Source organism: Endoryza foliicola, from assembly GCF_050589245.1.
GTDB lineage: Bacteria > Bacteroidota > Bacteroidia > Chitinophagales > Chitinophagaceae > Endoryza > Endoryza foliicola.
The window spans coordinates 258,683-270,515 of sequence record NZ_JBOBEW010000005.1 but is presented as its reverse complement, the minus strand read 5'-3'; the positions used below and the strand labels follow the sequence as shown (position 1 = coordinate 270,515).

General features: G+C 40.4%; 8 protein-coding genes and 1 tRNA gene. 4 read left to right on the top strand and 5 right to left on the bottom strand.

Features of this window, described 5'->3' with window-relative positions:
* Positions 1-386 precede the first annotated feature (386 nt).
* Positions 387-471: transfer RNA gene (locus tag ACQ2HE_RS13415), tRNA-Ser, on the bottom strand.
* Positions 472-604: 133 nt separating this feature from the next.
* Here ACQ2HE_RS13415 and ACQ2HE_RS13410 point away from each other — a divergent pair.
* On the top strand, positions 605-1,042 hold the full coding sequence (locus ACQ2HE_RS13410; RefSeq protein WP_430896031.1) for a CBS domain-containing protein: 438 nt from the start codon (positions 605-607) through the stop codon (positions 1,040-1,042).
* 83 nt (positions 1,043-1,125) lie between these two features.
* On the opposite strand, the gene ACQ2HE_RS13405 is transcribed toward ACQ2HE_RS13410, so the two are convergent.
* A complete protein-coding gene (locus ACQ2HE_RS13405) occupies positions 1,126-3,240 on the bottom strand; it encodes an endonuclease MutS2 (RefSeq protein ID WP_430896033.1) in 2,115 nt (704 codons plus the stop codon).
* 373 nt (positions 3,241-3,613) lie between these two features.
* Between ACQ2HE_RS13405 and msrA the strand changes: the two genes are divergently transcribed.
* Positions 3,614-4,312, top strand: a complete 699-nt coding sequence (msrA, locus tag ACQ2HE_RS13400; protein ID WP_430896035.1) for a peptide-methionine (S)-S-oxide reductase MsrA — start codon at positions 3,614-3,616, stop codon at positions 4,310-4,312.
* A gap of 118 nt (positions 4,313-4,430) precedes the next feature.
* Here msrA and ACQ2HE_RS13395 read toward each other — a convergent pair whose 3' ends face one another.
* Positions 4,431-5,759, bottom strand: coding sequence for a M24 family metallopeptidase (locus ACQ2HE_RS13395; RefSeq protein WP_430896037.1), 1,329 nt, complete (start codon positions 5,757-5,759; stop codon positions 4,431-4,433).
* A 379-nt stretch (positions 5,760-6,138) separates the two neighbouring features.
* Positions 6,139-7,752: an ABC transporter substrate-binding protein gene (locus tag ACQ2HE_RS13390; protein WP_430896038.1), complete on the bottom strand. Its 1,614-nt coding sequence runs from the start codon at positions 7,750-7,752 to the stop codon at positions 6,139-6,141.
* 60 nt (positions 7,753-7,812) lie between these two features.
* Here ACQ2HE_RS13390 and ACQ2HE_RS13385 point away from each other — a divergent pair, with 60 nt between their 5' ends.
* Both ACQ2HE_RS13385 and ACQ2HE_RS13380 read left to right on the top strand, forming a co-directional pair.
* Positions 7,813-9,468 carry a M1 family metallopeptidase gene (locus ACQ2HE_RS13385; RefSeq protein WP_430896040.1) on the top strand — a complete coding sequence of 552 codons (1,656 nt, stop codon included), beginning with the start codon at positions 7,813-7,815 and terminating at the stop codon, positions 9,466-9,468.
* Between the two features lie 21 nt (positions 9,469-9,489).
* Entirely contained in the window at positions 9,490-11,004 is a 1,515-nt protein-coding gene (locus tag ACQ2HE_RS13380) for a polysaccharide biosynthesis C-terminal domain-containing protein (protein ID WP_430896042.1), read from the top strand.
* Between the two features lie 57 nt (positions 11,005-11,061).
* Here ACQ2HE_RS13380 and ACQ2HE_RS13375 read toward each other — a convergent pair whose 3' ends face one another.
* Complete coding sequence (locus tag ACQ2HE_RS13375) at positions 11,062-11,727, bottom strand: C40 family peptidase (protein ID WP_430896044.1); 666 nt, start codon at positions 11,725-11,727, stop codon at positions 11,062-11,064.
* Positions 11,728-11,833 lie beyond the last annotated feature (106 nt).

Here is an 11,833-nt window from a genome sequence, read left to right as displayed (position 1 = left end):
GTTTGAGTGAATGTACGAATAATTGTCATTTTTACAATTAATCAGGATAAGAATCAGGATTTACAGGATTAGAGGATTTACGGGATGGATTCATACCCTTATAAACGAAAATGAAAGCTTATGAGAAATGGACCCAAAATTTGAAACTAATGTGAATGACGCGAATCTTAAAAAACAGTATAAAATGCCGTAAAATTTTTAAAAAAATGCCCATAAAGTAAAACCCTTATTCTTGATTGGAGGCAGCTTGATTTCAGAAAGTAATCCTGAGAATCCTCTAATCCTGTAAATCCTGATCTCTTGGGGTAAAATAGGTTTTCATTCTATACGAAAGGCAATAAAAAAACCTCACAACCAGTTTTAATTCAACTTGTTATGAGGTTCAGCGGAGAGAGAGGGATTCGAACCCCCGGACCTGTGACAGTCAACGGTTTTCAAGACCGCCGCATTCGACCGCTCTGCCATCTCTCCGCCGCAAATGTACGGTGCGAAAATTGTTTTTTCAAATAAAAAAGGGCTGATTTTTACCATTTTATAAAAAAAATTGGCCAGGTCCCGCCAAATCGTTAATTTATGACAACGATTATTAACCAAAACCGCCATTATGAATAGAAAAGTAGCCGACATTCTACTTCGCAAAGGAAGCAATATCACTTCCGTTTCACCCGATACCCACGTAATTGACGCGTTGAAAATTATGGCCGATCAAAACATCGGATCCGTAATGGTGATGAAAGATGGCGTATATATGGGTGTAATGACCGAACGCGATTATTCCCGAAAAGTAATTCTCCAAGGGAAATCGTCCACTCACTCCACTGTTGGAGAAATTATGACAACAGACATTCCGCGTGTAACCCCCAATGACCTCGTTGACTATTGCATGCAATTGATGTCTGAGCAAAATGTTCGCTATTTACCCGTTTTTGAAAGTGAAATGGTGATTGGGATTATCTCTATTAATGATGTTGTTAAGGAAACCATCCTTGCCCATCAAGAAACCATTTCTCACCTGAAAGACTATTTACATTCCAGTTTATAAGATCAATTATTGTTTAAAAGCCTATAATCAAAAAATCCCCAACAGATCAGTGTTGGGGATTTTCTCTTTTCAACAATTCATTTCTAATTGGATCCTTCTTCTTTCTTCATTACCGCTACTAATTCTCCCGCATCAACGGTTATCGGCATCAATCCAACTTGAACAATCGCTTTCTTCCCCTTCAATTCTTTGATCACTCCTACTTGGTGATTCTTTTTTATCAGCACCTGTTGTCCAATCACCAAATCGGCCTTTACTTCTTGAAACTTCGTATTTACTTTTTTCTGCGCCTTTTCTGTAGATTGTTGTTGATTCTGCTTAAACAAGAGTATCTGCAATTGCTTCATGAACTCTTTCTTATCTTCACCGGTAGCCTTTTTCCAGTCCATCACAATTTGCTTGAGCTTTCGCTCCATATCCTTTAAATATTGAATTCGGTCTTCGGTAATTCTATTTTGCTGACGCAACAGTTCAACTTGTTGACGGTGCTTTTCCTTATCCAAGGTTTGCTCCATCTCCTTTTTCAATCGTTCATTCTCACGCATTAATTTATTGAGCTCCTTTTCCTTTTTCTCGAGAAACTGAAGGTCTTGTTCTGTTCGCGTGAGTAATTTGTCTAATCGGAAATGATCATTGTCTACCAATTGTCGTGCACGTTCAATCAAGCGTTTGTCCAAACCAATTCGTTCGGCAATGGAGAAGGTGTAAGAACTTCCCGGTTTTCCGATATTAAGTTTGTAGAGCGGCATCAAATTGGTTTCGTCGAAGGCCATGGCTCCATTAATGATACCGGGTGTTTTACCGGCCATTACTTTGAGGTTCAAATAGTGAGTGGTAACAATTCCTTGTGCATGCTTTTTAACCAATTCTTCCATAATCACTTCAGCAAAAGCGCCACCCAAGTTTGGATCACTACCACTTCCCAATTCGTCAATAAAAAACAGGGTTCTGCCATTTGAAAATTCCACGAAATGCTTCATGTTTTTCAAATGCGAACTATAGGTACTGAGTTCAAATTCCAAACTTTGGGTATCCCCAATATGAATCATGATTTGTTTGTAGATACCCATTTCTGAACTGGGATGAACAGGAATCAACAAGCCACTCTGGAGCATCAATTGAAGAAGACCCACCGTTTTTAACGTAACTGTTTTACCACCCGCATTGGGCCCTGAAATCAGTAAGATACGGTTCTTATCGTCGAGATGAATTTGTGTTGGGTAAGTTGTTTTCCCTGCTTTTTGATTGTATAAATACAAAAGCGGATGGAATGCTTGGATCAAATGTGTTTGTGCCTTGTCGGTTAACTGAGGCACTTGACCTTTGATTTCCACGGCAAATTTGGCTTTGGCTCGAATAAAATCATACTCACCAAGGATGTCCAAATAGGTTTTCAGCAAGGAAGCATACACTGATAAGTGCTGAGTGAGTTGGCGCAAAATTCGGTACACTTCTCGTCGCTCCTCATTTTCCAGTTCAAACACATCGTTGTTGAGTTCAATCGTTTCTTCCGGCTCAACAAAAGAAGTTTTTCGTGTGTCGCTTTCACCCAATAAAATCCCTTTCACTTGACGTTTGTATTCGGCTTGAACTGCCACTACCCTTCTTCCATTTAAAAAAGACTCTTCGATATCAGCAACGTAGCCCGCCTTGGTCCATTTCGATACAACTTTCTCAAATACTTTTCTGAGCTCATTTCTTTTTCGATACAAACTCATCCGAATTTGCTGCAACTCTTCCGATGCACTGTCTTTTACCGTTCCATTGTCCTCGAGTATATCATTGAGCATTTCCAGAATCGCCTTTTCGTAATAAGTATTTTCAATCACTTTTACCAAGGCAGGAAAAGCTGTGCGCGTATCATTGTCGAACCAACGGAATATATTCTTCAAACTTTCCGCTAATTTTCGGATCAGCACAAATTGTTCTCCCGACAATACGGCTCCGGGAATTGACAACAGCTTCAGTTCTTTTGAAATGTTCAATGCATGATCATTGGGGAAATAGTTGCCGCTCTCCAGAATGATCTTGTATTCATTGGTTTGTCGGAGGTCAAGATCGATATAATCTTTGCGGGTATGGATGCGCAAATCGGCCACTTTTGCCAAGGCATACTCCGTCTTACAATGGGCTTCCACCAATTGCTTGATCTTATCAAATTCCAACTGCACTAGTGCCGATTCGGGAAAAAACTTCATACTTTTTAATTAACAGGGCGCAAAAATAGGAAGGTTTTTAAGGAATTGAGGACTAGATTTACTCAGATTAGTAGGCAGAGCCTGTAATCTGCATGATTTTACTCGAAAATCCTACCGAGAAACTAGATTCGACATTCTGTTGAGCCTGTATTTTCTCCTCGTCTTTTGCTTTTTCGTTCCCTCCAAATGTGCCCTCATTCGCTCAAATCACCCGTATTGCCTAAACAAATTATTTGCAGAATTGTTAACATCGCTAACTTGAGCAGCAGGCGTATATGAAACTGTTAAGGGCATGGTAAAGCGTACCGAATGTCGTTTGGGCGACGAATCTGGCCCTGTTTTGTATTGAAATTTACACGAAATTTGATATTCCATGACTCAGTCTACAAAAAGAAGTACCATGAACCTCGGTTTAACACTGATTATAGCAAGTTTTACAACACTGGTTTCTTGTGCTCAAAGAGAAACTCCTAATAAAATTATGACAACAACAGCAACGGCTACCGCCACAGCCTTAACGAGCGGATCAGCCACTATGGACACGGCTACCCTAGCCAACGGTTGCTTCTGGTGTACAGAGGCAATTTTCCAACAATTGGAGGGCGTGTTGAAAGTGACTTCCGGATACAGCGGCGGACATGTAGTAAACCCAACCTATAAAGAAGTATGCACCGGAACAACAGGACACGCTGAGTGCATTCAAATTGTATTCGATCCTTCAAAAATCAGTTTCGACGAATTACTCTCAGTATTCTGGCAAACGCACGATCCAACCACTTTAAACAAGCAAGGAAATGATGAAGGGCCACAATACAGAAGCGCAGTCTTTTATCACAACGAGGAACAAAAAGCAAAAGCATTAAAATACAAAGAAGAGTTAAGTAAGAGCGGTGCTTTCGACCGACCCATCGTAACAGAAATTAGTCCATTCACTAGTTTCTATGCGGCTGAGAATTACCACCAGGATTACTACAATCAAAATGGCTCTCAACCTTATTGTTATTTTGTTATCAGACCTAAGTTAGAGAAGTTTGAAAAAGTGTTTAAGGATAAGTTGAAGAAAACCCACTAAACAATTAATAATTATTAATTAATAATCAAAATGGGTCGATGTTTACAACTTTGTAAACATCGACCCATTTTTCAGTTTAGAATACAATTTGTTTGTAGATCGTAGAGTACTACTCTCATTACTGTACACGGGGGATTAACAGCAGTTTTTCCTGGCGGCCGTTGATATATCTGAATCCTTTTTCTTCGAAATAACCATCTTCCTCCAACATAATTCGAATGGTTTTCTTCCACTCAGGGATGAATGAAGAACAATTCAATTCTATAGAATACGCCGTATTGTAAAACATCGGATAGTCGCCGCTACCGGGAGTTCGGCCCTGATTGTCCCACATACCAATGGTTGGTCCTGCAGCATGTCCATGGTAGCCAATGGGGTGGGTATAAATAACACCTTCAAGCTTTTCTGCTTTGCATTGAGCCAAGGCATCGGCTAGAATTTGGTTACCCGTTTTTCCGGCTTTGAATTGAGAGGTTAAGATGTCTTGAACTCTGTTGGCTCTTTTGAAAGCCTCTTTCAATGATTGTGGTGCATCCGTTTCACCGGGGTTCAGCATATAAGCATGTTGCTGAACATCGGTGTTCAATCTCAAATACGTGATACCGATATCAACATGCAGTAGATCGCCCGGTAATATTACTTGATCTTTGGGTCTGTTAGAAAAAGCTCTCAAATGCTCAAAACTCAATGAATCGCTGCGTTGAATGGCCACACTTGGGTGAAACCAAGTATCGAGTCCTAAACGTCTGAACTCTTCTCTAAACCACCATACCACATCATCGGTACTAGTAACCCCTGGAGTAATGACCTGCTCCGAAAATCCACGATCGATAATCTTATGGGTAATGCTGATAAGTTGAGGATAGATCACCATTTCTTTTGCAGAACGGGTCTCTAACCAAGCTACCGCTAAGGGCTCTGAGGAAACCACACGCGATTTGAAAGCAGATGGAAGTTTTTGAAGAATATCAGTGTACTCGGAATGGTCGAGCCCGTCGGCATGACCAAAACTACCGGAGTAGTTCAGTGCTATTTTCTTAGGGTTCCGTTTAGCGATATGCGCCACTAATTGATCCCACTGATCGGGAAAGGCCTGCATATCCCAAGCGGCTTGAATTCCATCGCCAACATTGTAGCGGGCAATGGCCAATTTCTCGTAACCTGCAGGAGTATTAAAAAATAGGAGAATGGTTCTTCTACGGGCAGCATGCCAAGTGGCCGGCAACATGGTTTTAATGATGGGGTCTTCATTGTATTCGCGACTTACTACTACCCAGCAATCAATATCCTTTTGCTTCATCAATTGTGGAAGCAAGTTGTTCAATCGGTCGTTCAACAATTCATCGATAACGTCTGCTCTTTTGCGCTCGCTCAGAATTGGGTCAATTTGAGCTATCGCTGCGAATGAAAAGAACAGGCAGCATAGAAATAGGATCTGTTTTCTCATATCTTGGTTTTGATGAGGCTAAATTTCGATAAAAATGGGTGATTTATCGAAAACTGTTTTGGTAAAAGCTTGATTTTCATGGACAGCGGCCTTTTACGAAGGTTCTAAGGGTTGACAACCCCATAAATTGACAGTAGTTTTACGTCGTAATACTTCCAATCCTCTCGAAAAATCTCCAATTCGTTTCCTGGAAAGACCATTCGATCCTTTTTCATCTTAAACCTACTTTTATGAAATCGAATGGGCCCGCGGTGGTTGTATGCGCCGTACTGTTTTACATATTTTTAGTACTTTATAGTATTAGCACTTTTGCTAACTAAGAATCCGCTGCTTAATGAACCAGTAGAGCACTAACTAACCTTGTTCTACTCAGAAATTTTTAGTTTTTCTTGGCGTGCCTTAGTTCCAACCAGTTTAACGCATTTGCCGGAAACCCTTTTACAGAAGGGCTCACAAGATGTATAACCTCATCATACCATAAAGGAACCAGTGGCGCTTCTTCCACAATTATTCGATCCATTTTACGATACAGTTCGAAGCGAGCAGAATCATTTGGAGTATTCATTGCCAATTCATAAAGTGCATCGAATGCTGCATTATTGAAACGTGTGTAATTCGGTGGTGCGGGATTCTTACTATAAAAAACGCTGAGATAATTCTCCGCATCCGGATAGTCGGCAATCCAGCTTGCTCGGAAGAACGGAGCTTTGGACTGCGCTGTTTGTTCTAACAATAAACTTTTCGGAATCACTTCTACTGAAATATTCAAACCAATGTCCTCCAACTGTCGCGCTATGTATCCTGCCAAATCAGCATAAATGGGTATTGTAAGTAATTTGATAGGAGGCTTTGTTTTAACGTAGCCCGATTCTTCTAAAAACTGACGTGCTTTGATCGGATCGTAATGATATCCTTGTACAAGAGTATCATTATAGGAAGGTAATCCTGCGGGGATGAATCCACTGTTGGCCGCTTTTCCAATAGAGTTTCTCAAGTACAATATTAATTTTTCACGATCAAACCCAAGGTTAATGGCCTTCCGAACCAATTTATTCAATAGAGGGTTGCTTTGTGTAGGATCAGGCTTCATTAGAATACCAAGGTATTCGGTATTTAAATAGGCATGTTTCTGCAAGTCGATCTTACCCACCCATTGCTTTTTCAACTGACCAGTTTTTGTGAGCACTTCGTCTTTAAAGGATGGATCCAAGTCGTTAATGAAATCGATGTTTCCTTGTTGAAATTGTAAAAACTCTGTTGCCCTGCTATCGTAAAAACTGACTTTAATTGCGTCTAGATAAGGTAGTGGATTCCCTTTCCCATCTTTTTCGAAGTAATGCGGATTTTTCCAAAACACCAGTGCTTGTCCTTCGTCCCAAAATTTAAATTGAAAAGGTCCGGTGCCGCAGGGATGACTTCGAAAATCCTTGCCATATTTCTGCACCACTTCTCTCGGAACAATAGAGCAATATACATTTGAGAGCACGCCAAGAATAGGGCTAAAAGGACGTTGGAGTGTTAGTTGGAAAGTAGAGTCGTTTAGGGCTATAAAAGGATGTACGCTGTCTACTCTATTGTTAAAAATCCATGCACCCGGGCTAGCTACTGATTTATCTGTAATTCTTGAAAAACTATAAACCACATCATGAGCTGTTAATTTTCGCCCCTTGCCGTTGGGGAATGCATCATTATCGTGAAAATAAACATCTGTACGAAGGTGGAAGGTATAGGCTGTGCGATCTTCGCTTATATCCCAAGAACTTGCGATCAGGGGAACAATGTTCAAATTGGAATCAGTTTCAACAAGGGTATTGTACAATTGGTGAACCGCCCAAATTACTGATTGATTCTTTGCAAAAGCCGGATCTAGACTCGCAATACCGGTGGGTTCATTGTATTGGAATACCGCTTTTCCGGAAGAAACAGTTTGCCCACAACTATTTAAAATGATAGCTAAACATAATAAAATATAAATTTGGAGCAACGGTCGCATCTTTTTAAAGCATTCAGTTATTTTAGCGAAGTAAACAATACCCAGACACAAATCTCTTTTATGAAGTCACTTTTTTTTGCCGGAGCCTTGGTTTTAACAGCAATTGGTTCAATACAGGCTCAGCCGCTGAATCAAAAGCCAAAATTCACGCGTCAAGACACCTTAAGAGGCAGTTTAAACGCCGAGCGTACCGGATGGAATGTGACTTATTACGATGTTTCTGTTACCCCTAATTATGAGGCTAAAACAATAGAAGGAAAGAACATCATCAGTTTCAATGTAATCAAGCCCTTCAAAGTGATGCAAATTGACTTGCAAGAGCCAATGAGCATCACCCAGATTCTTTGGAACGGCAAAAAGCTCAACTATACCAGAGAGGGCAATGCTTTTCATATTAGCTTCCCATCCAAATTGTTTGCCGGCAAATCAGAGAAAATTGAGATCAGTTTCTCAGGAAACCCCAGAGTAGCGGTACGGCCACCTTGGGATGGAGGTTGGATTTTCACCAAAGACAAAAAAGGCAGACCCTGGATGAGCGTGGCTTGTCAAGGTCTAGGTGCCAGCGTATGGTATCCTTGCAAGGATCACCAAAGTGATGAACCAGACAATGGAGCTACTTTACGCATGACTGTACCCGATAGCTTGGTTGCCGTTGCCATGGGGCGTCTAAAGTCTACCGTAAAAAATTCAAATAGAACCACTACTTATTCTTGGAGTGTAGTAAACCCAATCAACAACTATAATATCATCCCATACATTGGAAAATATGCACATTGGCATGAAGAATTCAAAGGTGAGAAAGGCAATTTAGATTGCGACTATTGGGTTATGGACTATGAACTGGAGAGAGCCCAACAGCAGTTTAAACAAGCTCCAATAATGCTCAAAAGCTTCGAATATTGGTTTGGCCCCTACCCTTGGTATGAAGACGGGTATAAATTGGTAGAGTCGCCACATTTAGGAATGGAGCATCAAAGTGCGGTAGCCTATGGAAACAACTATGGAAATGGATATAGAGGAAGAGACTTAAGCGGTACCGGCTGGGGTTTGAAATGGGATTTTATTATTATCCATGAAAGTGGTCACGAATGGTTTGCCAACAATGTAACCAGCAATGATATTGCTGATATGTGGGTGCACGAAGGCTTTACCAATTATTCAGAAACACTGTTTACTACCAGCGAATACGGTGTAGAAGCAGGCAACGATTATGTAATTGGAACACGCAAATTGATTTCTAATGACATTCCCATCATCGGCTATTTTGGCGTGAATCAAGAAGGCAGTGGTGATATGTATTACAAAGGCGGAAACCTTTTGCATACCATTCGAAATGTGATCGGCAGCGATTCCGTTTTCAGAGCCATTTTAAGAGGCATTCAGAAAAAATGGTACCACAAAACAGTTGACTCTAAAGATATTGAAGCATACTTCTCGCAACAATCCAAAATCGACTTCAGTACAGTATTCAACCAATACTTAAGAACCACTAAAATTCCAACCTTGGAATGGTATGTTAAAGAAGGAAAGGTATTTTATCGTTGGACAAATACAATTCCTAAATTTAGTATGCGCATTAAAATGCAGCTAAAAGACGGATTCAAATGGATTGTTCCAACAGAGAATTGGCAGTCGGCTGAAATGCAATCGGGAGTTGACAGTCTTACCATTGATCGCAATTTTTACATCAAAACGGCGGCGGTAGCAGCTCAATAAAAGAAGTAATATCTTTGAACCATGAGTACGATCCGGCGGCAAAGTATCATATCTTCCATTGTTGTTTATTTTGGCTTTGCGCTGGGCTTTGTAAATACCTATCTATTTACTCGTGAGGGAAGTGGCTTTACACAAGCCGAATATGGACTCATAGGCGCATTCATTTCTATCGCCAATATCATGGCTAGTTTTGCCGGATTGGGGATGACTGCCTATGTCAATAAATTTTTCCCGTATTACAAAGACAATTTAGAGCCAAGCAAAAATGACATGATGAGCTGGTCGTTATTGATCAGCGTTATTGGATTCATTTTGGTTGCTTCGGGTGGTTGGATTTTTAAAGAATTGGTGATTCGCAAATTCGGAACCAATGCTCCTGATTTAGTAACCTATTACAAATGGGTATTCCCCTTTGGATTTGGATTAACCTTCTTTTTGTTGTTTGAAGCTTATAGTTGGCATTTAGGAAAAAGTGTGCTTGTAAATTTCCTAAGGGAAGTGTTGTTTCGGCTATTCACAACACTACTCATTGTCTTGCTCGGAATTGGTTTAATTAAGGATTTCGACCTCTTTATTAAGATCTATTCTTTTACTTATATACTGTTATTTATCACCCTCTTTCTGCTGCTTTGGAAAGCAGGAAATGTGCATTTTCATTTTAAAGTTAGTCATGTAACTCGCCGCTTCAAGAAGAAAATACTATTGCTAGTAAGCTTTGTTTGGGGTGGCACTCTCGTATATACGATTTCTAATACATTCGATAACATCGTTATTGCTTCAGTGCTTAAAGACGGGTTGGCCTTAGGTGGCATTTACACTCTAGCCCAAAACATTGCCAGCCTAATTCAAGCACCACAAAGAGGCATTATCTCTTCTTCAATAGGAGCTCTATCCCAAGCCTGGAAAGACAAAGACATGAAGAAAATCAGCACGATCTATCATCGATCTTCGATCAATCAAATGATCTTCTCAATAGGAATGTTCGTGCTAATTTGGATCAATTTTATTGACGGGGTATTCACCTTCCATTTGCAGAAAGAATTCATTGCTTCTCAACAAGTATTCTTGTTTATTGGTTTGATGCGAATTGTTGATATGGGAACAGGCGTAAATGCTCAAATAATTGCCACGTCTATCTATTGGCGATTTGAATTTCTTTCCGGCATTGTACTTATCTTGATCACACTTCCATTAAATTACTTCTTAACAAAGCAACTGGGTGTAACTGGTCCGGCCATTGCAAATTTGATCTCTTTCACGATCTACAATTTAATTCGTTTTATTTTCCTATATAGAAAATACGAATTACAACCCTTCAATGTAAAGTCGCTGTTCATTATACTACTTGGACTTGTAGGGTATTTCGTGAGTTATTATGCATTCAAAGATCAACAAGGTTTTTGGTGGATTTGCTTGAGAAGTGCGGTTTTTCTTGTAATCTATGTTACGGGCACCATTGCGTTGAACATCTCACCCGATATCCGACCTGTTTTACAAACCGCTATTAAAAAAATAGGACTCAAACCAAAAAATTAAAGGAACTCGAAATCAAAGTAGCACGAGTAGGGAGCTCGGCTGCTCCATTATTAATTCTTAATTACTATTCACGGCTCTTCCGCACCCCGCAAAATGCTGCAAATAATAGGGCTCATTCAAATCGCTAATGATAACCCCATTGCTGGTAGAAGCGTGTGCAAATTTGCCATTGGTGAGATACACGCCCACGTGAGAGACTTCTTTTTTGCGGGCTATTTTGAAGAAGACCAGATCGCCTTCTTTTAATTCAGATTTGGAAATGGGAGTAGCAAAATGGTATTGCTCCACGCTCGATCGTGGTAAAGAAACATTGTAGAAATAACTCATGTAGGTTAATGCGAAACCGGAACAGTCGATTCCACTTTTATCGAGTCCACCCATTTTGTATTTCGTTCCGTACCAGCCTTCCATGAATTCAATGAATTTGTGGTTAAGCATGGTCTCAACAGGAATATCGAGCAGAATTGCGTATTTGAATTGAAGATCGTAGAGCATTTCCGGAGCGATCTTGGGAACGTTGGTCACCTCATCTGTTGGGTTGGGAATTCCCGTTGATGCATCGGAACCTACAGGCGGCGCAATGATCTTTGAGCCGGCCTCCTTTTTAGGTGCGGCTACTGGCTTAGAAACAGCCGCTGCTGTTTGCTTTCCGGTCGTTTTTTTTAAAAACGAGCAGGAACTAGCCAATACGCTTAACAATATGATCAACAACAACTTATTCATTGCCCTGCAAAGTTAATGCATTCAAATTTATTCCCTTCATGTGCATAAATTATGCCATCTATCGGTTGTGAAACTCCCCTATTTTGCCCCCCGAAGTCGTAAATTT

Bases quoted from the DNA above. Each gene is read 5' to 3' on its own strand.
- ACQ2HE_RS13410 (WP_430896031.1), top strand. From the start codon at position 605: ATGAATAGAAAAGTAGCCGACATTCTACTTCGCAAAGGAAGCAATATC.
- ACQ2HE_RS13405 (WP_430896033.1), bottom strand. From the start codon at position 3,240: ATGAAGTTTTTTCCCGAATCGGCACTAGTGCAGTTGGAATTTGATAAG.
- msrA (WP_430896035.1), top strand. From the start codon at position 3,614: ATGACTCAGTCTACAAAAAGAAGTACCATGAACCTCGGTTTAACACTG.
- ACQ2HE_RS13395 (WP_430896037.1), bottom strand. From the start codon at position 5,759: ATGAGAAAACAGATCCTATTTCTATGCTGCCTGTTCTTTTCATTCGCA.
- ACQ2HE_RS13390 (WP_430896038.1), bottom strand. From the start codon at position 7,752: ATGCGACCGTTGCTCCAAATTTATATTTTATTATGTTTAGCTATCATT.
- ACQ2HE_RS13385 (WP_430896040.1), top strand. From the start codon at position 7,813: ATGAAGTCACTTTTTTTTGCCGGAGCCTTGGTTTTAACAGCAATTGGT.
- ACQ2HE_RS13380 (WP_430896042.1), top strand. From the start codon at position 9,490: ATGAGTACGATCCGGCGGCAAAGTATCATATCTTCCATTGTTGTTTAT.
- ACQ2HE_RS13375 (WP_430896044.1), bottom strand. From the start codon at position 11,727: ATGAATAAGTTGTTGTTGATCATATTGTTAAGCGTATTGGCTAGTTCC.